The following is a 24,569-nucleotide window of genomic DNA, read 5'->3' on the forward strand; positions in this document are numbered from 1 at the left end:
GTGTGTGGAAGTGAGGGTTCAGTTGAATTGGCTATTGATCGATCACCTGAACGCACACCGAGTTTTCACTGTTCGTCGAAACTGATCGGACAGCATGGAACCTCTCCTCAATGAGTTGCCACTCACGGCCCCGAGCGACGGGCTACCAAGCCCCATGCGTTCAAGCGGCCCAAAAGGCCAATTCGTGGTTAACACCACATTCAAGCAGAGGAAAATATCCGTGACCTACGGCATTCGCGGCGGAGTTGGCACATCGGCTTACTACACCCAGCCCCAGCCTTTTGATGAGTTGAAGCTGAAGCCGGAACAGATTCAGGAAAAGACGGCAAAACTTATGGAGAAAGGGTATTTCACCGTTCCCATAGCAGAACCTACAAGACGTTTTTTGCATGAGCAAAGCAGTCTCAGTAACCCCGCCTGGAGACAGGAGACCGTTGGAAAGGTTATTGATTTGAAAGCAACCGACTACGAACGATCAACAACAGCCGTAGCGTAGGACATTGCAACCACTCTTACCGGGAAGCAACAACAATTGAGGCCTCATGAGTTCCAACTGCGAAGGGCCAAAAATCAGGGCGCAGACCAATGGCATCAGGATAAGGGGCCGAAAAAGGTCATCTGCATCGCCACCATCGAGGGGCGCGGCACCGAATACGTGAAGCGCGCAGAATCAGAAGGAATATTTGAAGCGGGGCATTTTGGGAAAATGACGCCTCTGGATGCCAGGGCGGTCGAGCAGAGAACCAGAGAAGCCAAGCAAGACCGCTTCTATTTCTTTGCGGGCAAAGGTATTTGCGAAGACAGCATTCCCAAACTGGTACACCGCTCGCCCCATCAGAGTGGTCGCTCCATCTTCCTGGCACGATGGCAGTAAGGCAGGCCATGCAGGATTAACCGCCGGCCTGGAGACATCCGGCGGTTATCTCCGTGCCGGGCAGACTGTTTTTACAGACGCACGAAGTTCTCGCCAGCGCAGGGCACCGTCGAAACAGGAATAGGCTTTCATTTTTACGAGCAGGCCACTTTCAGAAAAGGACCTTGAGATAGGTGGTGCCCCCACCAGCCACACCCCGGCACACAATGTTCCCGCTGTGGCTGCTTCCTTCCGGATCTGACCAGGTTCACGGGTAATCGTTGCGGGGGGACCGATGGGGTCACCATAACGACACTCACCAGTTGGCGAGCCGCGCCATTGTACCGGTCTTGCGCGAGTTTACAACCGTTGCTGCGGATAAAAATTTCGAGGGGGCTCAAGCACTTGTGTGCCGGGGCTGAAAGGCAAATGCGTGCCGGTCATCAGCGTTACAAATCCTCGAAACGGCCCCGTTCGATCCTGTACCCTGCCCGCCTCAACCATAATCAGCCAGCAGGTTGCTCATGCAGACTCGATTGGTCGACTACCACGACCTCAGCGCCTCTCAACGCCAACAGCTCGGATACCTTGAGGTTACGCAGGAACAGATACAGTTCTCCGGCGACATCTATACCGCGCTCAATACGCTTCTGGTCAGACCCAGCCCGAATATTTGCGGCTTCGCGCTGCTCAGTGACGAGAAGCCGGTCGGGTTCTTCCTGCTCAAGCGCGATGATTGTCTGCCGCACTGGGCTCAGGAGGCTCTGACGGCGACACTGCATGCGTTGCAGGTCGATCACCGTGAACAGGGCAAGGGACTGGGCAAGGCGTGCCTGCAAGCGTTGCCTGCGGCGTTGCGCCTGAAATGGCCGGACATCACTCAATTGATGCTGTCGGTGGATGCGGACAACTCGGCCGCCATCGGGCTTTATACCGGCCAGGGCTGGATCGATACCGGTGAGGCGTATCGCGGGCGGATCGGTTTCGAGCGCAGGCTGACCCTGACGCTTTGAGCCGCTTTGGCACAAAGGCCTGACACGCCGCCGAAGCGTGTCAGGCACGGCCCGCGTTACTGGGCCTGCAAAACCTCATCGGCCTTGCCACCGGCATCCTGAATCACCAAGTGGATGAAGTGCAGCTTGGCGATGACCGCTTGAGGCAGCACGAACGGATAGAAATCCGGCTGCCCCATGCTGCGTGACAACTCGTTGAGCATGCTCGCCAGCTCAATCCAGGCATTGACGAACGACAGGAACGCCGGGCCGCCCGGATGCTGAGGGTCGTAAAGTACTTCCAGCGGAAACGGCTGGTAATCGAGCTCCATGTCGCGAGCGCTCATGCCAAACCCCAGCGCGGTGTCGACCGCATCCATCATGTGCAGGTAATGCGCCCAGGTTTCGGCCCAGTCTTCCCACGGATGCATGGTCGCGTAGGCACTGACGAAGCTTTCCTGCCAGTTGTCCGGCGCACCGTTCTGGTAGTGATGATCGAGCGCGTCGGCGTAGCTGGCGCGCTCGTCGCCGAACAGGTTGCGATAACTGTCCTGCCAGTGGGTATTGGCGATGAGCCGATCCCAGTAGTAATGGCCGACTTCATGACGGAAATGGCCAAGCAAGGTGCGATAGGGTTCGTGCAGCTGCACGCGCATCGCTTCACGGTGTGCGTCGTCGGCTTCTTCGATGTTCAGGGTGATCAGGCCGTTGGCATGGCCTGTGGTTGGCAGGTTGCCCTCCAGATCGACACCGACGAAGTCGAAGGCCAGGCCGGTCTCTTCGTCGACAGTCTTGGGAATGACCTGCAGGCCCAGGGAAATCAGCTGCGCGACCAGACGCCGTTTGGCGGTCTCGACCTTGCGCCAGCGCTCGCCGTTTTCAACCACCGACAGGTCGGGAATGGTGTGATTGAGGCTGCACGCAACACAGAATTCGCCGGAATTATGCTCTGGAAAAAGCCAGTTACAGGCTGCCGGGGTGCCGAGGTTGGCGCAACGCCGATACAACCCGGCACCCGGCTCATCGCTCAGGCGCCAGGTAGTAGGCTCAGGCCCCGCTTCGAGCGTAGCGACACGCCCCTGCTCAGGCAGGTAGCCCAGCGCTGCAGAACAGGCCAGGCATTGGGTATTGGGGAAAAACACCGACTGGCCACAGGTGCACTGCCAGACCTTGCTGTTACGTTTGGATTCGCCGACAAATGGGGCGGTGATGCGTGAACTCAGTTGCTCGAAAAAGCGATACATGGCGATCTCCCGTTGACCTTGCATGGACTAGATCATACCGACGCTTCAGGGGTTCAAAATATTATCGAGCGGCATGGATGATGAGGCTTACGGCGTGTTCATGGGCCAAAACGGTGCGTCGCACGGTAGTCGGGATTATCGTTCCTCACGCTCCAGCGTGGGAATGCAGTGCGTGACGCTGCGCGCAAAAGATCTACGCCGCACCATCACACTCAAGATCGGACGCAGAGCGTCCAGAACTGCATGCGACGCGGAGCGTCGCACGATAATCAAGACATGCCTAAGCAGAGCATCGCACGGTAGTTGGGATTATCGTTCCGCACGCTCCAGCGTGGGAATGCCGTGCGTGACGCTCCGCGTCACAGATCTACGCCGCACTATCACACTCAAGACCGGACGCAGAGCGTCCAGAACTGCATACGACGCGGAGCGTCGCACGATAATCAGGGCATACGGAGCGTCGGTCTTCCTCAATCAACCGCCACACCCAGCTCGGTCAAGCGTTTGAGCAGTGCATCTTCGTCCAGCACGGTAAGGCCGAGTTCGTTGGCCTTGGTCAGTTTCGAGCCAGCACCCGGCCCGGCAACCACGGTGTGGGTCTTGGCCGAGACCGAGCCGGACACCTTGGCACCGAGGCTTTCGAGCTTTTCCTTGGCGACATCGCGGCTCATGCGTTCCAGCGAGCCGGTCAGTACCCAGGTCTGGCCAGCCAGCGGCAAACCTTCGACGGTTTTTTTCTCGCTGCGCCAGTGCATGCCGAAGTCCTTGAGCTGGGCTTCGATGGCGCGGGCGCGCTCGGCGTTTGCGCTGTCGTCGAAGAAATCGCGAACCGACTTGGCCTGTTTCTCCGGCAGTGCCTGACGCATGTCCAGCCAGTCGGCACTGATGATGGCTTCCAGCGTACCGAACCGGTCCGCCAGTTTCTGCGCAGCACCCGGCCCTACCGACGGAATGTGCAGTTTGTCGATCATCCCTTCCAGCGTGGTGCTGGCCGCGAACTCGGCGCCCAGCTCGCCCTGGTCCTGCAATTGCAAACCGCATTCACCGAGCAGCGCATCGATGACGCTACGGTTGTGCTCGTCCTCGAAGAAGCTGTGAATCTCGTATGCGACTTCCAGGCCGACATCCGGCAGGTAGGTCAGCACTTCCGGCAAGGCCTGTTGGACACGCTCCAGCGACGCCAGCGAACGCGCCAGGACCTTGGCCGTCTCCTCACCCACATCGGGAATGCCCAAGGCATAGATGAAACGCGCCAGGGTCGGCTGTCGGCTGTCGGCGATGGCCTTGAGCAATTTATTGCTGGAGATTTCCGCGAAACCTTCCAGGTCAATGATCTGTTCGTATTTCAGTTTGTACAGATCGGCAGGCGAGCCGATGAGTTTCTCATCGACCAGTTGCTCGATGGTCTTGTCACCCAGCCCTTCGATGTCCATGGCGCGACGCGATACGTAATGAATGATCGCCTGCTTGAGTTGCGCACCGCAGGCCAGACGCCCGACACAGCGATACACCGCGCCCTCGGTGACGGTTTCCTTGCCTTTGCTGCGCTTGATCAGCTGCGTGCGCTCGACATGCGAGCCGCACACCGGGCAGGTCTGTGGAACCTGCACCGCCCTGGCATCCTCGGGGCGGCGCTCGGCAACCACTTGCACTACCTGCGGAATCACGTCACCGGCACGCCGGATGATTACCGTGTCGCCAATCATCAGGCCGAGCCGCGCCACTTCGTCCATGTTATGCAGCGTGGCGTTGGCGACCATGACGCCTGCCACCTTGACCGGCTTGAGCCGCGCGACCGGCGTTACTGCGCCCGTGCGGCCTACCTGGAACTCGACATCCAGCAGTTCGGTCAGTTCTTCCATGGCGGGGAATTTGTGGGCAATCGCCCAGCGCGGCTCACGGGCGCGAAAGCCCAGTTCGCGCTGCGCTGCCAGGTTATTGACCTTGAACACCACGCCGTCGATCTCGTAAGTCAGCGCCAGGCGTCGCTCACCGATATCGCGGTAATAGGCCAGACACTCCTCGACGCCATTCGCCAGTTTCAGCTCGCGGCTGACCGGCATGCCCCATTTTTTCAACGTTTCAAGCACGCCAATATGAGTGTCGGCGATTTCCGCCGACGTCTGGCCCAGGCCATAGCAGCAAAACTCCAGCGGCCGGTTGGCCGTGATCTTCGAATCCAGCTGACGCAGGCTGCCTGCCGCTGCGTTGCGCGGGTTGGCGAAGGTCTTGCCGCCGATTTCCAGCTGACTGGCGTTGAGGCGCTCGAAACCGGCCTTGGACATGAACACTTCACCGCGCACTTCCAGCACATCCGGCCAGCCTTTGCCCTGCAGCTTGAGCGGGATGTTGCGCACTGTGCGCACATTGACGCTGATGTCTTCGCCGGTGGTGCCGTCGCCGCGCGTCGCCCCCCGTACCAGCGCGCCGTCGCGATACAGCAGGCTGACTGCCAGACCGTCCAGCTTGGGCTCGCAGCTGTACTGCACCTTGCTGCCTTCGCCAAACAGGTCGCCGGCTGGCAGATCCAGCCCCTCGGTGACCCGGCGATCGAATTCGAGCATGTCGTTTTCTTCGAACGCGTTGCCCAGGCTGAGCATCGGCATTTCGTGGCGCACCTGGGTAAACGCCGACAAGGCCGCGCTTCCGACCCGCTGCGTCGGCGAATCGGGAGTGACCAGATGAGGGTTTTCCGCCTCCAAAGCCTTGAGCTCGTGAAACAGGCGATCGTACTCGACATCCGGAATGCTCGGCTCATCCAGAACGTGGTAGCGGTAGTTGTGCTCATCCAGCTGTGCACGCAGTTCGAGGATTCGGGTTTCGACGGCCTTCATACGGTGTTCTCTCAAAAAGCAAAAAAGCAGCCGAGGCTGCTTAATCTGTTGGCTCTGTTCTGTTCAGGTCAGGCCCCGCCAGAGCGGGCCGCAGCACGCTCATGATCGGAGACCTGCCCAAGGGTTCGCTCAACCGCGACGCTGGGTCAACGCCCGACGCTCGAACTCGACGATGCGCTGGCGATAATGCTCGATGGTCTGGGCGGTCATGACGCTGCGCTGATCATCCTTCAGTTCGCCATCCAGCTCGTGAGCCAGCTTGCGAGCGGCGGCAACCATCACGTCGAATGCCTGCTTGGGATGACGAGGGCCTGGCAAGCCGAGGAAGAAGCTCACTGCACGGGTGCTGAAATGGTCGATATCGTCCAGGTCGAACACGCCGGGCTTGACCGCATTGGCCATCGAGAACAGCACTTCGCCGTTGCCAGCCATGCTCTCGTGACGGTGGAAAATATCCATCTCACCGAAACGCAGGCCGCTTTCCAGAATGTTCTGCAACAGCGCCGGGCCCTTGAAACCGCCTTCGCTGCGCGAGATCACGCTGATGACCAGCACTTCCTCTACCGGAGGCAGGTCCTTGTCTTCGGTGATGCGCTGGGCCGGCTTGTCGTCCGGGAAATCGTCGTCGCGTGCGGTAAACAGGCTCGGGCCGTCGAGATCCAGGTTCAGGTCGCCCTGCTGTGGCTCATCCTTGCGCTTCTTGTCACTGCGCTTCTCGCTGTTGCCACGCTTGCCTTCACGCGGGCTGGCGCTCATGGACGGCAGATCGTGCTCGTCGAGCTGCGGCTCCTTGTGGGTATCCAGCACACGAGGCGGCCCGAGCAGTTCGGCAGACGTGGTCTCTTCTTCATCCGGAAGGTTGGAGAAGCTCCGATCCAGTCTGAATTTCAATTTACCCTTGCTGCCGCGCATACGGCGCCAGCCATCAAAGAGAATACCGGCGATGACTATTATGCCGATGACGATCAGCCACTCGCGCAGACCGATTTCCATGTAATCCAGTGCCTCTAATGAAGAAATCTGAAAATAAGGGCCTAAACCCCTTTAATACGTGGTGCCAAGTCTATGTTCTGACTGGCAATTCGCCCACGCGAAAATAAAAAGTGGTCACTAAACTAGCACGACCAAAGGTAACTTTACACCGTCTGTTACGTCTCTTCGCCGCCCAAGTTGCCATCTCATGTACCAGCGTCTCGTTTTCAGGCCTCTGGACAGCCACTTGCCCGCAAAACGAGGCGTCGAATCAGGCATCCACCAGCGCCATCGCCTGCTCCACATCCACCGCCACCAGCCGCGAACAGCCGGGCTCGTGCATCGTTACCCCCATCAGCTGATCAGCCATTTCCATGGCGATCTTGTTGTGGGTGATATAGATGAACTGCACCGTTTGTGACATTTCTTTCACCAAACGTGCATAGCGACCCACGTTGGCGTCATCCAGCGGCGCATCCACCTCGTCAAGCATGCAAAACGGCGCAGGATTGAGTTTGAAAATGGCAAAAACCAGCGCCAGCGCCGTCAGGGCTTTTTCACCACCCGACAGCAAATGAATGGTGCTGTTCTTCTTGCCGGGGGGACGCGCCATGATTGTCACCCCAGTATCGAGTAAATCTTCGCCCGTCAGTTCCAAATAAGCGGAGCCGCCACCGAAAACTTTTGGGAAAAGTGCCTGAATTCCGCTGTTTATCTGATCGAAGGTATCCTTGAAGCGGTTTCGGGTCTCCTTGTCGATCTTGCGAATGACGTTTTCCAGAGTGTCCAGCGCTTCGACCAGATCGGCATCCTGCGCATCCAGATAGCGCTTGCGCTCGGACTGCTGCTGATACTCGTCGATGGCCGCGAGGTTGATCGCGCCCAGGCGCTGAATACGCCCGGCGATGCTTTCCAGTTGCTGCTCGGCAGCCTGTTCGCTGGCTTCCGGCGTCAGTGTCGCAAGCACGCCATGCAGGTCATAGCCGTCTTCATGCAACTGGTCCTGCAAGGCTTTGCGACGCACCGTCAGCGCCTGCCACTCCAGACGCTGTTGTTCCAGCTGGCCACGCAGCAGCTGCGATTGCTGCTCGGCCTGAGTGCGGCGCTTTTCTGCCTCGCGCAATTCGCGGTCAGCGTCTTCGAGTGCGTTCTTGGCGATGCGCATTTCGTCATCGACCACCATGCGCCGCTCCAGCAGTTCTTCAAGCTTGAGGCGCAGTTCTTCGAGCGGTGCCTCGCCCTCCTCCAGATTCAGGCTCAGTTGCTCGCGCTTCTCGGTCAGCCTTTCGGACTGCATGCGCAGGCGCTCCAGCGCCTGACGGGTCGAATCGTATTGCGCCTTGATCGAGCCGAGACGCACCGCCAGCTGATGACTGTGATCCTTGTGCTGCCGCGCATCCTGACGTATCCGGTCCAGACGCTCACGCAGCGCATCACGCTGGGCCTGCAGCACCTCGCGCTGCTCGGTATCCTGCGCCATGCTGTCCAGTGCATCCTGCAATTGCAGGCGCGATTCGCCGAGGTGCTCGTGCTCGACAGCGCGTTGCTCACCCAACTCGGCCAATTCTTCATCAAGACGAGTGCGCCGCAGGGTCAACTGCTCGACTTTTACCCGGACCGCCGACAACTGCGCTTTCAGTTCACTTTGCTGACGGGTTTCGTCCTGCACGCGACGGCGCAACTGCTCACGAGCGTCTTCCTGCTGCGACTGCTGCTCGCGCAAGACCAGCAACTGCTCTTCCAGGGTGGCCAGAGTCGCTTCGCGCTCGTCGCGCTCCAGACCCAGCTGCTGCAATTCCTGACCGCGCGCCAGCACCCCGCTCTGCGCTTCGCTGGCGCGGCGTACACGCAAAAAGTGCCGCCCCACCCAGTAGCCGTCACGGCTGATCAGGCTTTGCCCGGCGCTGAGTTGTGCACGCCGCGCCAGCGCCTGGTCCAGGTTCTCCACCGGTATCACCTGGCCCAGCCAGGCGGACAGATCAACCGTGCTGTCGACCTTTTCCAGCAAGCTACCGGGCGCGCGAACCGTGTCGGCACCCGCGCCGATCAAGCGCAGATCGCCCTGCTGAAAACCGGCCATATCGAGCCCGTCGAAGTCATCCACCAGCACGGCCTGCAAATCCGCGCCAAGCACGGTTTCCACGGCCAGTTCCCAGCCGGCTTCGACGCTCAGCCCCTCGGCCAGACGCGGCCGTTCGGCCAGTTGCTGATCCCGCAGCCACTCGGCAGTGCCGGTGTCCGGGTCAAGTGCCGCCTGCTGCAACGCTTCCAGGGACGCTAACCGGCCGTTGAGCCGTTGCAGCTCGCCCTGCGCCTGCTGTTGCGCCTGGCTGGCGTGCTGCAACGCCTCGCGCAATTGTTCAAGACGCTCGACCGCCTGCTCCTCGCCCATGTGCAGCTCTTCAAGGGTCATATCACGGGTGGCGAGGTCTTCGCTCAATTCCAGAATGGCCGCATCTTCCGGGTCAGCGGCCAGCAGTTGACGCTCTTCGGCCAGCCGCCGCTGGCGCTCTGCAAGGCGTTCGATGCTCTGTTCCAGCTGTTGAATGCGTGACTGCTGGACCTGTGCCTGACGCTGCGGCTCGGCGGATTGCTGATTGAAGACGTCCCACTTCTCCTGCCAGCCCTGCATGGCCGCTTCGGCGTCTTCCAGAGCGATGGCCGACTCCTCGGCGGCGGCGCTGGTCATTTCCTGCTCGGGCTCGAGCATCTCCAGCTCTTCGCCGAGGGTGGCGAGCAAGGTGGTGTCGTGCCCAAGGTGCGATTCGGTTTCCTGGCGGGCACGCTCGGCTTCGCGCAGGTCATCCTGCAATTGGCGCAGCCGCTGCTGACCGTGCTGAATGCTCTGCTCGACGCGGGCAATATCGCCGCCGACCGAATAAAAGCGGCCCTGCACCAGGTTAAAGCGCTCGGACAGGTCATGGTGGCCGTCGCGCAGCCTTTCGATACTGGCATCGGCACTGCGCTGATCGGCCACCAGCGCCTCGAAGCCGACCTCCTGATTGCCAATCACCGCCTCGCGCTGCCCCACCAGATCATTCAGCGCCTGCCAGCGCAGGGCCGACAATTGCGCTTTCAACTGACGCTCTTCGGCCTTGTATTCCTGATACTTCTCGGCGGCCTGAGCCTGTCGGTGCAGACGCTCCAGCTGACGCTCGAGCTCTTCACGCAGGTCGGTCAGACGCGCCAGGTTCTCGTGGGTGCGACGAATGCGGTTTTCGGTTTCCCGGCGCCGCTCCTTGTACTTGGAAATCCCTGCGGCCTCTTCGATGAAGTTGCGCAGGTCTTCGGGCTTGGCTTCGATCAGCTTGGAGATCATGCCCTGTTCGATGATCGAATAGCTGCGCGGCCCCAGGCCGGTGCCGAGGAAGATGTCGGTGATGTCGCGACGGCGGCATTTGGTGCCGTTGAGGTAGTAGCTGTTCTGACTGTCGCGGGTCACTTTGCGGCGAATGGAGATTTCCGCATACGCCGCGTACTCGCCGACCAGCGTGCCGTCCGAGTTGTCGAAGACCAGTTCGATGCTGGCCTGGCTGACCGGTTTGCGGCTGGTGGAGCCGTTGAAGATGACGTCGGTCATCGACTCGCCGCGCAGGTTCTTGGCCGAGCTTTCGCCCATCACCCAGCGCACGGCGTCGATGATATTGGATTTGCCACAGCCATTGGGGCCGACGACAGCCGCCATGTTGCTGGGGAAGTTCACCGTGGTGGGGTCGACGAAAGATTTGAACCCCGCCAGCTTGATGCACTTCAGGCGCACGGCGTCAGCCCTTTGCCAAGGCGGCCAGCACCAGCTGGCAGCTGCGCTGACAGTAGCTGACCAGCACGACACGAATCTTCGGTATGTCCCGCGCCACCACTGCGCCAAGCAGTTCGTCGAACAATGCCAGGTAGTCGCCCATATCAGCCTTGCGTTGCTCGAGCGCGAGGAAATAGCTGCGGCTCATGGAAGGCTGCAGGTTCTCGACGGTTTCCTCGAGGTACGGGTTGTTGGCGAACGGATAGGCCGCGCGCATCACATTGAAGCTCTCTTCGACGAATGCGTTGACGTCCTGCTGCTGGAAACTGCCCTGCAGACGCTGTTGTATCTGCAGAAACGGCGCAAGATCGTCCTCGGTCTTCCAGCGCTCGACCACTGCATTGGCCAGCAGAATGTAAAGCTCGCTCATCAGGCAGCACAGGCTGGTGACGTTATGGGCGTTGAGCACCGTGACCTGCGCGCCACGACGCGGCAGGATCACCACCAGGTGGCGGCGCTCCAGAATCAGCAGTGCTTCGCGCACGGAGCCACGGCTGACGTTCAACGCCTGCGTGACTTTCTGCTCCTGAATACGCTCTCCAGGCTTGAGCTCACCGCGAATGATCCGCTCGGCAAGATGATGAGCAATTTGCTCAGCGAGGCTGTCCGGGGCCTTGAACGTCATGACTATCCTTCAGAAAAAACCAGTTCAGCATGCAAGTCGCGGAGTGTATCGCAACCGGCACGGGTGGCGCAGGGCCATAAACACGGAAACTGGCACGAAATACGCAAAACCTTGAATACACCCGGCAGGCGATTCAAGAACCAGAGGTTGTTTGATCGGCAGATCGCCGAAAAACTCAATTTCCTGACTCCTAAGTCAGAAAAAAATTGACCCAATAAACAGAGCTGATAGATTCATCGACATGTCTGATGACAATAAACGTGAGGGCTTTGCGCCGTGATTCAGTTCCTTTTGAACCAAGAGCTAAAAACCGAGCGCAGCCTGAATCCGAACATGACCGTGCTGACCTACCTGCGTGAGCAGGCACACAAGCCCGGTACCAAGGAAGGTTGTGCCAGTGGTGACTGCGGTGCCTGCACCGTCGTGGTGGGCGAGTTGTACAGTGACGCTGACGGCGAGCAAACGCTGCGTTATCGCAGCCTCAATTCGTGCCTGACATTTATGGCGTCGCTGCACGGCAAGCAATTGATCAGCGTCGAAGAGCTCAGGCATCAGGGCCAGTTGCACAGCGTGCAGAAGGCGATGGTCGAGTGTCATGGCTCGCAATGCGGCTTTTGTACCCCGGGCTTTGTGATGTCGCTGTTTGCCCTGCAAAAGAACAGCAGCGAAGCCGATGTCCATCAGGCCCACGAAGCCCTGGCCGGCAACCTGTGTCGCTGCACCGGCTACCGCCCTATTCTGGCCGCCGCCGAGCAGTCTTGCGCGCAGCGCCTGCCGGATCAGTTCGATCAGCGCCAGGCGCAGACCGTCGAACGCTTGCGCGCCATCGCTCCGGCCGGCACCGATGAACTGAATGACGGCGAAAAACGCTGCTTCATTCCGCTGACCGTGGCGGATCTGGCGGACCTCTACGACAGCCATCCGCAGGCGCGCCTGCTGGCCGGAGGCACCGATCTGGCTCTGGAAGTCACGCAGTTTCACAAACAGTTGCCGGTGATGATTTACGTCGGACACATCGACGCGATGAAGGGCGTGAAGCGTTTCGACGACCGCCTGGAGATCGGCGCAGCGACTCCGCTGACCGATTGTTATGCCGCACTCAAGGCCGAGTACCCGGACTTTGGCGAGTTACTGCAGCGCTTCGCCTCGTTGCAGATCCGCAATCAGGGCACGCTGGGTGGCAACATCGGCAACGCCTCCCCCATCGGCGATTCCCCGCCGCTGCTGATCGCCCTTGGCGCGCAGGTCGTGCTGCGCAAAGGCAACAGTCAGCGCACGTTGGCGCTGGAAGACTATTTCATCGACTACAAGGTCACGGCCCGCCAGGAAAGCGAGTTCATCGAAAAGATCATCGTGCCCACCGCCACATCGCGGCAGATCTTCCGCGCCTATAAAGTCTCCAAGCGGCTGGATGACGACATCTCGGCGGTCTGCGCGGCTTTTCGCCTGACCCTGGAAGATGGCGTGGTCCACGAGGCTCGCGTAGCGTTCGGCGGCATGGCGGCGATTCCGAAACGTGCAGCGGCCTGCGAAGAGGCGCTGATCGGGCAACCATGGAGCCATGCAACCGTCGAACGCGCCTGCACTGCACTGAGCGAGGATTTCACTCCGCTGTCGGATTTCCGTGCAAGCAAGGAATACCGCCTGTTGAGCGCGCAAAACCTGCTGCGCAAGTACTTCATCGAGTTACAGACCCCAGCCGTTCCAACGCGGGTGACTGACTATGTCTGAGCATTCCCCACACCTCACCCAGGCCGAGATGCTTGCAGTATTTCAACAAGGCCTGAACACCGGCGTCGGCCGCAGCGTCAAGCACGACAGTGCCGACAAGCACGTGTCCGGCGAAGCGGTGTACATTGACGATCGCCTGGAATTTCCCAACCAGTTGCACGTGTACGCACGTCTTTCCGAGCGTGCCCATGCGCGTATCGTCAGCATCGATACCTCGCCCTGCTACGCCTTCGAAGGTGTACGCATCGCGATTACCCATCAGGATATTCCGGGGCTCAAGGACATCGGGCCGTTGCTGCCCGGCGACCCACTGCTGGCCATCGATAAGGTGGAGTTCGTCGGGCAACCGGTGCTCGCCGTGGCGGCTCGCGACCTGGACATTGCACGCCAGGCGGCCATGGCGGCGATCATCGAATACGAAGACCTGGAACCGGTGCTGGATGTGGTCCAGGCCCTGCGCCAGAAACACTTCGTGCTCGACAGCCATACGCACAAGCGTGGCGACTCTGCCGCTGCGCTGGCGAGCGCAACCCATCGCCTGCAGGGCAACCTGCACATTGGCGGCCAGGAACATTTTTACCTGGAAACCCAGATCTCTTCGGTGATGCCGACCGAAGACGGCGGCATGATCGTCTATTGCTCGACCCAGAACCCCACGGAAATCCAGAAGCTGGTGGCCGAGGTGCTGGGCGTGCCGATGAACCGCATCGTGGTCGACATGCGGCGCATGGGCGGTGGTTTTGGCGGCAAGGAAACCCAGGCGGCCAGCCCGGCCTGCCTGTGCGCCGTGATTGCCCGCTTGACCGGCCAGCCCACCAAGATGCGCCTGCAACGCTTCGAAGACATGCAGATGACCGGCAAGCGCCACCCGTTCTACATCGAGTACGACGTGGGTTTCGATGATGACGGTCGCTTGCAGGGCATACAACTGGATCTGGCCGGCAACTGCGGCTATTCGCCGGACCTGTCGGCGTCCATCGTCGACCGCGCCATGTTTCATGCCGACAACGCCTATTACCTCGGTGAAGCCACCGTCAACGGCCACCGCTGCAAGACGCACACCGCCTCCAACACCGCCTACCGGGGCTTTGGCGGCCCGCAGGGCATGGTCGCCATCGAAGAGGTCATGGACTGCATTGCACGTTTCCTGGGCAAGGACCCGCTGCACGTGCGCAAGGCCAACTATTACGGCAAGACCGAGCGTAACGTCACCCACTATTACCAGACGGTCGAACACAACCTGCTGGAAGAGATGACCGCCGACCTCGAGCAAAGCAGCCAGTACGCCGAGCGCCGCGAAGCGATTCGTGCGTTCAACGCCGGCAGCCCGGTGCTGAAAAAAGGCCTGGCGCTGACGCCGGTCAAGTTCGGTATCTCGTTTACCGCCAGTTTTCTCAATCAGGCCGGTGCGCTGATTCATATCTACACCGACGGCAGCATCCACCTGAATCATGGCGGCACCGAAATGGGCCAGGGCTTGAACACCAAGGTTGCGCAAGTCGTGGCCGAGGTGTTCCAGGTGGACATCGAGCGCATCCAGATCACCGCGACCAACACAGACAAGGTGCCCAACACCTCGCCCACTGCCGCTTCGAGCGGTACGGACCTGAACGGCAAGGCGGCACAGAATGCCGCTGAAATCCTCAAGCAAAGGCTGGTGGAGTTTGCCGCCAGGCACTATCAGGTGAGCGAAGCGGACGTCGAGTTCCGCAATGGCCATGTGCGGATCGGCGAGCTGTTCCTGCCGTTCGCCGAACTGGCGCAATTGGCATGGATGGGCCAGGTGTCGCTGTCCAGCACCGGCTATTACAAGACGCCGAAGATTTTTTACGACCGCAGCCAGGCGCGTGGCCGACCGTTCTATTACTACGCCTTTGGCGCAGCCTGCGTGGAAGTCATCGTCGATACGCTGACCGGCGAATACAAGATGTTGCGCACCGACATCCTGCACGACGTCGGCGCGTCGCTGAACCCGGCCATCGATATCGGTCAGGTCGAAGGCGGCTACATTCAAGGCGCCGGCTGGCTGACCACCGAGGAACTGGTGTGGAATGACAAGGGCAAGCTGATGACCAGCGGCCCGGCGTCCTACAAGATCCCGGCAGTGGCGGACATGCCGCTCGATCTGCGCATCAAGCTGGTAGAGAACCGCAAGAACCCGGAAGACACGGTGTTTCATTCCAAGGCCGTTGGCGAACCGCCGTTCATGCTCGGCATCGCCGCCTGGTGCGCGATCAAGGACGCCGTGGCGAGCCTGGGTGACTACCGTCATCAACCAAACATCGACGCCCCGGCGACGCCGGAAAAAGTGCTGTGGGGCTGTGAACAGATGCGCCAGAACAGCGCCGCGCGTCGCGCATCCAGCGAAGGCGCCGAGCCGATTGTTTCCGCCTCTTCGCGGGCAAGTGAAGCTTCGCCAGGCTCGCCCTTACCTATTCAGGATGCCCCCGTGGGAGCCAGCTTGCTCGCGAAAGCGCCTGGCCTGGATCACTCTGTCCTGGAGCAGAAATGAACAACTGGATCAGCGCCCTGGCCGAGCTGCAGGCCCGTGGTGAACCCGGCATTCTGGTGACGATCATCGAGGAGCTGGGCTCCACGCCGCGCAATGCCGGATCGAAAATGGTGGTCTGCGCCGAGCGCATCCACGACACCATCGGTGGCGGCCACCTGGAATACAAGGCCATGGAGATCGCCCGCGAGATGCTTGCCAGCGGCACACGGCAGACGCGCCTGGAACGTTTCAACCTGGGTGCAAGCCTGGGCCAGTGCTGCGGCGGCGTGAACGTGCTGTTGTTCGAACCGATGGGCGAGCCCGTCGCGCAGATCGCCGTGTTCGGTGCCGGTCATGTCGGCCGCGCGCTGGTGCCGCTGCTGGCCAGCCTGCCCTGCCGGGTGCGCTGGATCGACAGCCGCGAGCATGAATTCCCCGAGTCGATGCCCGATGGCGTGATGAAGATCGTCAATGACGAGCCGGTCGACGAGGTCGCGCAACTGCCTGTGGGCACCTATTGCGTCGTGATGACCCACAACCATCAACTGGATCTGGAACTGACCGCCGCCATCCTCGGGCGTGGTGACTTCGGTTACTTCGGACTGATCGGCTCGAAAACCAAACGGGTCAAGTTCGAACATCGCTTGCGGGAACGCGGTTTCGACGCCAGTCTGCTGCAACGCATGCGTTGCCCGATGGGCCTGGCCGAGGTCAAAGGCAAGCTGCCCATCGAGATCGCGGTGTCGATCGCCGCGGAAATAATCGCCACTTACAATGTCAGCTTTGGCCAACACACCGCCAACGCCGAACCTATCGCCAGACTGCTGCCTGCATCGCGCCGCAGTCAGTCGCAATGAGTCACAACGAGAGTGCCATGAGTTCAGTTTCCCGCCGTAAAGCCTACCGCGCCGCCATCGTTCACAGCCTCGCCGACCCGGCCGAAGTGGCGCTGGAGGCATCCTGTGAATACTTTGCCGACGGCTTGCTGCTGGTCGAGGACGGCAAGATCGTTTCGGTGGGTCACGCTGCCGATCTGCTGGAGCGCCTCGACGACGATGTCGAGCTGATCGAGTACCCGGACGCACTGATCACACCGGGGTTCATCGACACCCATATTCACTTGCCGCAAACCGGCATGATCGGCTCCTACGGCGAGCAGTTGCTGGACTGGCTCAACACCTACACCTTCCCCTGCGAAAGCCAGTTCGCCGACCCCGCGCATTCAGCACAGGTGGCCGACATCTTCATCAAGGAACTGCTGCGCAACGGTACAACCACGGCACTGGTGTTCGGCAGCGTGCACAAGGAATCGGTCGAGGCGTTTTTCAGCGCGGCGCAGGCACTTGATCTGCGCATGATCGCCGGCAAGGTGATGATGGACCGCAATGCGCCGGACTACCTGGTCGATACGCCAGAATCCGGGTATGCCGACAGCAAGGCTTTGATCGAGCGCTGGCATGGCAAAGGGCGTTTGAGCTACGCAGTGACCCCACGATTCGCGCCAACCAGTAGCCCGGAGCAGTTGAGTCTGGCCGGCCAGTTGCTGACCGAATACCCCGGCCTGTACCTGCAGACCCACATCAGCGAGAACCTTCAGGAGATCGAGTGGGTCAAGGCGCTGTTCCCGGAGCGCAAGCATTACCTGGACGTCTACGATCACTTCAACCTGCTCGGCGAGCGCTCGGTGTTCGCCCATGGCGTGCACCTGTGCGACGAACAATGCGCCCGACTGGCGCAGACCGGTTCGGCGATTGCTTTCTGCCCGACCTCCAACCTGTTTCTGGGCAGCGGCCTGTTCAACTTGCCGATGGCCGAGAAGCACAAGGTGAATGTCGGTCTGGGCACCGACGTGGGCGGCGGCACCAGTTTTTCGATTCTGCAGACCCTCAACGAGGCCTACAAGGTCATGCAGATGCAGGGCGCGCGGCTCAATCCATTCAAGTCGCTGTACCTGGCGACGCTGAGCGGCGCGCGGGCACTGCGCCTGGAAGACAAGGTCGGCAGCCTGAAGCCAGGCAACGAGGCTGACTTCCTGGTGCTCGACTACAACGCCACCCCGCTGCTGTCGTATCGTTTGAAGCAAGCCAAAGGCATCGAAGAGATTCTGTTCGTGCTGATGACGATTGGTGATGACCGGACTGTGAAGCAGACCTGGTCAGGTGGGCGATTGGTGTATGAGCGGAGTTGAACCTGCTCTCCGGACAACTCTCGCCACTCACGCTCCAGCGTGGGGATGCAGGTCTCGACGCTCTGAGTCGCCAAGAGGACGCAGAGCGTCCGGAACGGCATGACGACGCTGAGCGTCGCACGATAATCGGATTGTCTGTTCAGACCGACGCAGAACATCAGCACGATAGTTAAGATGATCGTTCCTCACGCTCCAGCGTGGGAATGCAGGTCTCGACGCTCTGCGTCGCCAAGAGGACGCAGAGCGTCCGGAACGGCATGACGACGCTGAGCGTCGCACGATAATCGGATTGTCTGTTCAGACCGACGCAGAACATCAGCACGATAGTTGAGACGATCGTTCCTCACGCTCCGCGTGGGAATGCAGGTCTCGACGCTCTGCGTCGCCAAGAGGACGCAGAGCGTCCGGAACGGCATGACGACGCGGAGCGTCGCACGATAATCGGATTGTCTGTTCAGACCGACGCAGGACATCAGCACGATAGTTGAGATGATCGTTCCTCACGCTCCGCGTGGGAATGCAGGTCGCGACGCTCTGCGTCGCACGATAATTGTTCATCCACACAGCCTCAACGGCCCGGTTTTTTCCGGCCCATGACGTGCGAGAACACCGCATGCAAATCATCCGTGGCGCTGTCTTCGTCAAGGTTGAGTTTGCTGTCGATGTGGTCCATGTGATGCATCATCAATTCGACGGCCAGTGCCGCATTGCGGGCTTCGATGGCGTCGATCAACTGGTTGTGCTCATCGTAGGAACAGTGCGTGCGATTGCCGGTTTCGTACTGGGCAATGATCAGCGAGGTCTGCGACACCAGGCTGCGCTGGAAGCTGATCAGCGGCGCGTTTCTAGCGGCCACGGCCAACTGAAGATGGAATTCGCCGGACAAACGAATACCGGCACCCCGATCACCGCGGGCGAAGCTGTCGCGCTCGTCGCTGACCATCTGGCGCAGCTCGGCCAGTTGCTCGGCAGTGGCGTGCTCGACCGCCAGTTCAGTGATTGCCTTCTCGACCATACGCCGGGCGAAAAACACCTGCCGCGCCTCTTCAACGCTGGGGCTGGAGACCACCGCGCCACGGTTGGGGCGCAGCAGCACGACGCCCTCATGGCCCAACCGCGACAGGGCGCGACGAATGATGGTACGGCTCACACCGAAAATCTCGCCCAGCGCCTCTTCACTCAATTTGGTACCCGGCGCCAGCCGCTGTTCCAGAATGGCATCGAAGACATGTTCGTAAACGACATCGTCCTGCGTGACGTTACGGCTTGAGCCAAGGCTGCGCGGCTGTTTCTTGAGGGGCAGGGACTGGTCGTTCATGGGCACTCGTGCGCAGGTGGATGACGGCATCGGGACTGGCGCATTGTACACAGGGCAAAAGCGCAGACACGCGCAAAAAAAGCCCGCAGTGTGGGCGGGCAAGAGGTATTCAGCTGCCCCTGTACGTCGAGTAGCTGTATGGCGAGATTAACAGCGGCACATGAAAGTGTTCCTGACCTGCATCAATGCCGAAGCGCAGCACCACCTCATCGAGAAAGGCAGGCTCATTCAGGGCCACGCCCCGCGCGCGGTAATAATCGCCAGCCTTGAAGTGCAACTGATAGACGCCGGATTGATAGGCCTCGCCCTGCAGCAGCGGCGCATCGCAACGCCCGTCGCTATTGGTGAGCGCACTGACAACGTGCAGCAGTTGCTGGCCTTCGACCCGGTACAGCTCGATGTGGATGGCGCTGCCTGGGCAGCCGTGGGCGGCATCCAGTACATGTGTGGTCAATTTTCCCAAAACTTCACTCCTCACATCCGGCCATGGTCAAACAGTGCACCAATGAAGTGCTCTACATCGTGCGATTGCGACCGATTAAGACACTTTCGGGAAAAGCTGTACACAATAAATTCCTGATCGTTCAACAGCCCGTGACCAGGACGCCGGCTGGGCGCAGGATTGGCCAGAGATATAGGAAGCAGAGGAAAAATATCAGGTTTTTTACGATTAGCTGACCAGCCAGGCAGGTTTCTTGCTTGTTTTACGCTTATCGAGACGCTTCGGTGCAGAAACGTACAGGGTTACAAGCTGAAAACAAAATTGTATACAATCTTGACCCAACAGTGCCTTGACCGCTCTTGGCATTGCACCTGACTTAACGCATCCAACGCACCCCATGTAGAAAAAGGAAGCTTGCAGTGAGCGCTGACTACCCACGCGACCTGATCGGTTACGGCAACAACCCGCCTCACCCACGCTGGCCGGGTAATGCGCGCATTGCCTTGTCTTTCGTGCTGAATTACGAGGAAGGTGGCGAGCGCAATATTCTGCATGGCGACAAGGAATCAGAAGCCTTTCTGTCCGAGATGGTTGCCGCGCAGCCACTCCAGGGCCAGCGCAACATGAGCATGGAGTCGCTGTACGAGTACGGCAGCCGCGCCGGTGTGTGGCGCATTCTCAAGCTGTTCAGGCAGTTCGATATCCCCCTGACCATTTTTGCCGTGGCCATGGCTGCGCAACGTCATCCGGAGGTGATCCGTGCCATGGTCGCCGAAGGTCATGAGATCTGCAGCCACGGCTATCGCTGGATCGACTACCAGAACATGGACGAAGCCCAGGAGCGTGAGCACATGCGCCAGGCGATCCAGATCCTCACCGACATCAGCGGCGAGCGGCCGTTGGGCTGGTACACCGGGCGCACCGGCCCCAACACCCGGCGCCTGGTCATGGAGGAAGGCGGGTTTCTCTATGATTGCGACACCTACGACGACGACCTGCCGTACTGGGAGCCGAACAACCCGACCGGTAAGCCTCATCTGGTGATTCCGTACACCCTGGACACCAACGACATGCGTTTCACCCAGGTGCAGGGCTTCAACAATGGCGAGCAGTTCTTTCAGTACCTCAAGGATGCGTTCGACGTGCTGTATGCCGAAGGCGAAGACGCACCGAAGATGCTTTCCATCGGCCTGCATTGCCGCCTGATCGGCCGCCCCGCCCGCCTCGCCGCACTCAAGCGTTTCATCGAGTACGCCAAAGGCCATGAGCAGGTGTGGTTCACTCGTCGTGTCGATATCGCCCGGCACTGGCACACTGAACATCCGTTTAGCGGCAAGGCCGAGCAATGAGCACGTTCAAGACACTGACACCTTCAAGCCTGGGCCGGGAGGCGTTCATCGCGGCCTTTGCCGATATCTACGAACACTCAACGTGGGTCGCGCAGCAAGCGTTCGACCAAAGCACAGGCGCGCATCTCGATCAGGTCGAGACCCTTCACGCACGCATGAGCGAGATCCTGCTGGGTGCCACACACGAGCAACAACTGGCACTGATCAATGCCCACCCGGACCTGGCAGGCAAGGCTGCCGTCCAGGGCGAGCTGACTCAGGCCAGTACCGATGAACAGGCCGGCGCCGGTATCCACCACTGCACGCCTGAGGAGTTCCAGCGCTTTACCGAGCTGAACGAGGCTTACAAGGCCCGCTTCGGCTTTCCGTTCATCATGGCGGTCAAGGGCAGCGACAGGCACAAAATTCTGGCAGCGTTCGAACAACGCATCCACCACTCGCCCGAGGCCGAGTTTGCTTGCGCCCTGGCCGAGATCAACAAGATCGCACTGTTTCGTCTACAGGCGCTTTGAGCGTCGCAGTCATAACCGTATTCAGAAGGCAGACAAAGAGCATGAAAGTTTACGCCGCACCGTTCGAGAAGTTCGTGAACCTGGCCGACGCACGTCTGGGCACCAAAATCCTTTCGGTCACCGATGACTGGTTCGCCGACGCCAACCGGCTGTTCCAGCCGACCCCGGCCGTCTGGAAAGAAGGCGTGTTCGACGACAACGGCAAGTGGATGGACGGCTGGGAGTCGCGCCGCAAGCGTTTCGAAGGGTACGACAGCGCAGTGATTCGCCTCGGTGTGGCAGGAACCATCAAGGGTGTGGACATCGACACCTCGTTTTTTACCGGCAACTTCCCGCCTTCCGCGTCGCTGGAGGCGTGCTTCCTGGCGTCGGGCGAGCCCGATGAAAACACTGCCTGGACCGAAGTGCTGCCGTCTGTGGAGCTGCAAGGCAACAGCCATCATTACCACGAGATCAGCAACGATCAGGCGTTCAGCCACCTGCGCTTCAACATCTACCCGGATGGCGGCGTCGCGCGTCTGCGCGTGTACGGTGTGCCGCATCGCGACTGGTCGAAAGTCAGCGAGGACGAGCAGATCGATCTGGTTGCAGCGCTCAATGGCGGCCGATCGATTGCCTGCTCCGATGAACATTACGGCAGCATGAGCAATATCCTCAACCCTGGGCGCGGTGTGAACATGGGCGACGGCTGGGAAACCGCGCGCCGCCGCACACCCGGCAACGATTGGGTGATTGTGGCACTCGGGCATAAGGGCGAAGTCGAGAAAGTCATCGTCGATACCCTGCACTTCAAAGGTAACTACCCGGACAGCTGCTCGATTCAGGGCGCTCTGGTCAAGGGTGGCACCGACAGCCAGATCGAAACCCAGAGCCTGTTCTGGCGCGAGTTGCTGCCCAGCCAGAAGCTGACCATGCACGCAGAACACGAGTTCGCCGAGCAGATCAAGGCGATCGGCCCGATCACCCACATCCGCCTGAACGTATTCCCGGACGGGGGCGTGAGCCGCCTGCGAGTACTGGGCAAGGTGGCCAGGTAACAACGCGTCGGAAGTCAGCAGAAGGCAACAGGCTATCGTTCCCACGCTCTGCGTGGGAATGCAGTTCCGGACGCTCTGCGTCCAGTCTTGAGTCTGTGTGGCGCGGCGTAGAGTTGTGACGCAGAGCGTCACGAAATGCATGCCAGCGCAGAGCATTGGCACGATAGTCATCAATACGAATGTGCAAACGACCCACCCTCAAAACCATTGAAGAAGAACCCGCATGCGCAAACTGATAATCGAGCCACTGACCAAGGAAGCCTTTGCGCCATTCGGTGATGTGATCGAAACCGACGGCAGCGATCACTTCATGATCAATAACGGCTCGACCATGCGCTTTCATCGTCTGGCTGATGTGCAGACCGCGCAGCCGGAAGACAAGGCGATCATCAGCATCTTCCGCGCCGAAGCGCTGCCGATGCCGTTGACCATCGGCATGCTGGAGCGTCATCCGCTGGGCAGTCAGGCGTTCGTGCCGTTGCTCGGCAACCCCTTTCTGATCGTGGTCGCGCCAGTTGGCGATGTGCCTGAATCAGAGCTGACCCGCGCCTTCGTGTCGAACGGCAGGCAGGGTGTCAATTACCATCGCGGCGTCTGGCACCATCCGGTGCTGACGATCGAAAAGCGGGATGACTTCCTGGTGGTTGATCGCAGTGGCGAAGGCAACAACTGCGACGAGCATTACTTTGCCGAGAGCCAGTTGCTGGTTCTCGATCCCCACCCACTGGAAGGGTAAACACCGTGCTGGCACATATGATGGAATGGCTGAATCTGGGCGTGCGCTGGATTCACATGATTGTCGGCGTCGCCTGGATCGGCGCATCGTTCTACTTCGTCTGGCTGGAGAACAACCTCAACCGCAGTAACCCGCGTGAAGGCCTGTCGGGTGATCTGTGGGCGATCCACGGCGGCGGCATCTACCACCTGGAGAAGTACAAGCTCGCACCGCCGACCATGCCGGAGAATCTGCACTGGTTCAAATGGGAAGCCTATTCGACCTGGCTGTCAGGGGTCGCGCTGTTGTGCGTGGTGTTCTACGCCAACCCGACGCTGTACCTGCTGGCACCGGGCAGCAGCCTGAGTGGTGCCGAGGGCGTGCACATCGGCCTGGGTTCGTTGTTCGTCGGCTGGTTCATCTACAGCTTTCTGTGTGACTCGCCACTGGGCAAGCGCCCTGCCCTGCTGGGCGTGGTCCTGTTCGTGCTGCTGGTCGCGGCGGCATACGGGTTCAGCAAAGTGTTCAGCGGTCGCGGTGCCTATCTGCATGTGGGCGCGATCATGGGCACCATCATGGTCGGCAACGTGTTCCGCATCATCATGCCGGCCCAGCGCGCGCTGGTAGCCGCCATTGCCGAGAACCGTACGCCGGACCCAAGCCTGCCGGCAAAGGGCCTGTTACGTTCACGGCACAACAACTACTTCACTCTGCCTGTGCTGTTCATCATGATCAGCAATCACTTTCCAAGCACTTACGGCAGTGAGTACAACTGGCTGATTCTCGCAGGCATCGCGCTGCTGGCCGTGCTGGTCCGCCATTACTTCAATACGCGGCACAACAGCCACCGCTTCGCCTGGACCCTGCCGGTCGCGGCGCTGGGCATGCTGTGCCTGGCGTATGTCACCGGCCCTGCGCAACCACCGGCCAGGATCGTCTATCAGCCACTGCCCGGTACAGCGGTCGGCGGTCATCGGGCTGATGAGCAACCTGCGCAACCCGCCGCTGCGCCTGCCCAGGCAGCGTCTGCCCAGCCCGAACCTGCCAAGGTGGCAGGTGCAGACTTCAACACGGTGCACGACGTCATTCGGCAACGTTGCTCGGTCTGTCACTCGGCCACGCCTACCAGTCAGTTGTTCAGCGTCGCTCCGGCCGGCGTGATGTTCGATACGCCTGAGCAGATTCAGCAACAGGCACCGCGTATCAAGGCGCAGGCGATCACCGCGCCGATCATGCCGCTGGGCAATATTACCCAGATGACCCAGCAGGAACGTGATCTGGTAGGCGCCTGGATCGATCAGGGCGCGCACATCAACTGAAGCAACGGGCATTGCCCTGTTTTCGCTCCAGACGCCCTGCTCTGGAGCACTTGAGCACGGCGACGCGAGTCAGTATCCTCCGCCGCCGCTGCCAACCCGCCCACCACTTTCCCGCTAACTGAACCCGACCGGGCGGCCCACTGGCTGA

At 60.3% G+C, this 24,569-nt stretch carries 17 protein-coding genes, 1 other RNA gene and 1 pseudogene; 11 read left to right on the plus strand and 8 right to left on the minus strand.

Going from position 1 to position 24,569, the window contains the following annotated elements:
- Positions 1-220 precede the first annotated feature (220 nt).
- Positions 221-874: pseudogene (locus LCH65_RS19580) on the plus strand (DUF1826 domain-containing protein).
- 180 nt (positions 875-1,054) lie between these two features.
- Here the strand turns inward: LCH65_RS19580 and ffs are convergent.
- Positions 1,055-1,151, minus strand: an RNA gene (gene ffs / locus LCH65_RS19585) — signal recognition particle sRNA small type.
- A gap of 226 nt (positions 1,152-1,377) precedes the next feature.
- On the opposite strand from ffs, the gene LCH65_RS19590 reads away from it, so the two are divergent.
- Complete coding sequence (locus tag LCH65_RS19590) at positions 1,378-1,866, plus strand: GNAT family N-acetyltransferase (RefSeq protein WP_046719711.1); 489 nt, start codon at positions 1,378-1,380, stop codon at positions 1,864-1,866.
- Between the two features lie 56 nt (positions 1,867-1,922).
- Here LCH65_RS19590 and LCH65_RS19595 read toward each other — a convergent pair whose 3' ends face one another.
- The 5 genes from LCH65_RS19595 to LCH65_RS19615 form a co-directional block, all read right to left on the minus strand.
- Positions 1,923-3,089 carry a putative zinc-binding metallopeptidase gene (locus tag LCH65_RS19595; protein WP_003371461.1) on the minus strand — a complete coding sequence of 389 codons (1,167 nt, stop codon included), beginning with the start codon at positions 3,087-3,089 and terminating at the stop codon, positions 1,923-1,925.
- Positions 3,090-3,559: 470 nt separating this feature from the next.
- Positions 3,560-5,923 carry an NAD-dependent DNA ligase LigA gene (ligA, locus tag LCH65_RS19600; protein WP_065350246.1) on the minus strand — a complete coding sequence of 788 codons (2,364 nt, stop codon included), beginning with the start codon at positions 5,921-5,923 and terminating at the stop codon, positions 3,560-3,562.
- A gap of 129 nt (positions 5,924-6,052) precedes the next feature.
- Positions 6,053-6,916: a cell division protein ZipA gene (gene zipA, locus LCH65_RS19605; protein WP_003371459.1), complete on the minus strand. Its 864-nt coding sequence runs from the start codon at positions 6,914-6,916 to the stop codon at positions 6,053-6,055.
- A 250-nt stretch (positions 6,917-7,166) separates the two neighbouring features.
- The gene (smc, locus tag LCH65_RS19610) at positions 7,167-10,655 is read right to left on the minus strand and encodes a chromosome segregation protein SMC (protein WP_226439732.1); all 3,489 of its coding nucleotides are present in this window, start codon (positions 10,653-10,655) and stop codon (positions 7,167-7,169) included.
- Positions 10,656-10,659: 4 nt separating this feature from the next.
- Entirely contained in the window at positions 10,660-11,319 is a 660-nt protein-coding gene (locus tag LCH65_RS19615) for a GntR family transcriptional regulator (RefSeq protein ID WP_003371456.1), read from the minus strand.
- Between the two features lie 276 nt (positions 11,320-11,595).
- On the opposite strand from LCH65_RS19615, the gene xdhA reads away from it, so the two are divergent.
- The 4 genes from xdhA to guaD are packed head-to-tail and all read left to right on the plus strand — an operon-like array spanning position 11,596 to position 17,729.
- Positions 11,596-13,050, plus strand: a complete 1,455-nt coding sequence (gene xdhA, locus LCH65_RS19620) for a xanthine dehydrogenase small subunit (protein ID WP_226439733.1) — start codon at positions 11,596-11,598, stop codon at positions 13,048-13,050.
- Positions 13,043-15,562 (plus strand): xanthine dehydrogenase molybdopterin binding subunit, encoded by a 2,520-nt coding sequence (gene xdhB, locus LCH65_RS19625; protein ID WP_226439734.1) that lies wholly within the window; start codon positions 13,043-13,045, stop codon positions 15,560-15,562. Before xdhA ends, xdhB begins: the two co-directional genes overlap by 8 nt.
- Positions 15,559-16,398: a xanthine dehydrogenase accessory protein XdhC gene (xdhC, locus tag LCH65_RS19630; RefSeq protein ID WP_003371452.1), complete on the plus strand. Its 840-nt coding sequence runs from the start codon at positions 15,559-15,561 to the stop codon at positions 16,396-16,398. Before xdhB ends, xdhC begins: the two co-directional genes overlap by 4 nt.
- Positions 16,399-16,415: 17 nt before the next feature.
- Positions 16,416-17,729: a guanine deaminase gene (gene guaD, locus LCH65_RS19635; protein WP_180336254.1), complete on the plus strand. Its 1,314-nt coding sequence runs from the start codon at positions 16,416-16,418 to the stop codon at positions 17,727-17,729.
- Between the two features lie 568 nt (positions 17,730-18,297).
- Here the strand turns inward: guaD and LCH65_RS19640 are convergent.
- Positions 18,298-19,047 (minus strand): GntR family transcriptional regulator, encoded by a 750-nt coding sequence (locus LCH65_RS19640; RefSeq protein ID WP_044308605.1) that lies wholly within the window; start codon positions 19,045-19,047, stop codon positions 18,298-18,300.
- Between the two features lie 109 nt (positions 19,048-19,156).
- Positions 19,157-19,510 (minus strand): hydroxyisourate hydrolase, encoded by a 354-nt coding sequence (gene uraH / locus LCH65_RS19645; RefSeq protein ID WP_004413963.1) that lies wholly within the window; start codon positions 19,508-19,510, stop codon positions 19,157-19,159.
- A gap of 398 nt (positions 19,511-19,908) precedes the next feature.
- On the opposite strand from uraH, the gene puuE reads away from it, so the two are divergent.
- From puuE to LCH65_RS19670, 5 genes are all read left to right on the plus strand, one after another.
- A complete protein-coding gene (gene puuE, locus LCH65_RS19650; RefSeq protein WP_129485056.1) occupies positions 19,909-20,838 on the plus strand; it encodes an allantoinase PuuE in 930 nt (309 codons plus the stop codon).
- Positions 20,835-21,350: a 2-oxo-4-hydroxy-4-carboxy-5-ureidoimidazoline decarboxylase gene (gene uraD, locus LCH65_RS19655; protein WP_003371443.1), complete on the plus strand. Its 516-nt coding sequence runs from the start codon at positions 20,835-20,837 to the stop codon at positions 21,348-21,350. The genes puuE and uraD overlap by 4 nt, the downstream gene beginning before the upstream one ends.
- A 41-nt stretch (positions 21,351-21,391) precedes the next feature.
- A complete protein-coding gene (alc, locus tag LCH65_RS19660; RefSeq protein WP_003371441.1) occupies positions 21,392-22,387 on the plus strand; it encodes an allantoicase in 996 nt (331 codons plus the stop codon).
- A gap of 223 nt (positions 22,388-22,610) precedes the next feature.
- Positions 22,611-23,123 carry an ureidoglycolate lyase gene (locus LCH65_RS19665; RefSeq protein ID WP_003371439.1) on the plus strand — a complete coding sequence of 171 codons (513 nt, stop codon included), beginning with the start codon at positions 22,611-22,613 and terminating at the stop codon, positions 23,121-23,123.
- Between the two features lie 5 nt (positions 23,124-23,128).
- Entirely contained in the window at positions 23,129-24,421 is a 1,293-nt protein-coding gene (locus LCH65_RS19670) for a urate hydroxylase PuuD (RefSeq protein WP_004413965.1), read from the plus strand.
- Positions 24,422-24,569: the final 148 nt, after the last annotated feature.

Source organism: Pseudomonas sp. MWU16-30316, assembly GCF_020515645.1.
In the GTDB taxonomy this organism is placed as follows: Bacteria; Pseudomonadota; Gammaproteobacteria; order Pseudomonadales; family Pseudomonadaceae; genus Aquipseudomonas; species Aquipseudomonas cerasi.

Coding starts and splice junctions, on each gene's coding strand:
- uraD (WP_003371443.1), top strand. CDS start 20,835: ATGAGCACGTTCAAGACACTGACACCTTCAAGCCTGGGCCGGGAGGCG.
- zipA (WP_003371459.1), bottom strand. CDS start 6,916: ATGGAAATCGGTCTGCGCGAGTGGCTGATCGTCATCGGCATAATAGTC.
- ligA (WP_065350246.1), bottom strand. CDS start 5,923: ATGAAGGCCGTCGAAACCCGAATCCTCGAACTGCGTGCACAGCTGGAT.
- xdhB (WP_226439734.1), top strand. CDS start 13,043: ATGTCTGAGCATTCCCCACACCTCACCCAGGCCGAGATGCTTGCAGTA.
- LCH65_RS19590 (WP_046719711.1), top strand. CDS start 1,378: ATGCAGACTCGATTGGTCGACTACCACGACCTCAGCGCCTCTCAACGC.
- xdhC (WP_003371452.1), top strand. CDS start 15,559: ATGAACAACTGGATCAGCGCCCTGGCCGAGCTGCAGGCCCGTGGTGAA.
- LCH65_RS19640 (WP_044308605.1), bottom strand. CDS start 19,047: ATGAACGACCAGTCCCTGCCCCTCAAGAAACAGCCGCGCAGCCTTGGC.
- guaD (WP_180336254.1), top strand. CDS start 16,416: ATGAGTTCAGTTTCCCGCCGTAAAGCCTACCGCGCCGCCATCGTTCAC.
- LCH65_RS19615 (WP_003371456.1), bottom strand. CDS start 11,319: ATGACGTTCAAGGCCCCGGACAGCCTCGCTGAGCAAATTGCTCATCAT.
- alc (WP_003371441.1), top strand. CDS start 21,392: ATGAAAGTTTACGCCGCACCGTTCGAGAAGTTCGTGAACCTGGCCGAC.
- LCH65_RS19665 (WP_003371439.1), top strand. CDS start 22,611: ATGCGCAAACTGATAATCGAGCCACTGACCAAGGAAGCCTTTGCGCCA.
- LCH65_RS19595 (WP_003371461.1), bottom strand. CDS start 3,089: ATGTATCGCTTTTTCGAGCAACTGAGTTCACGCATCACCGCCCCATTT.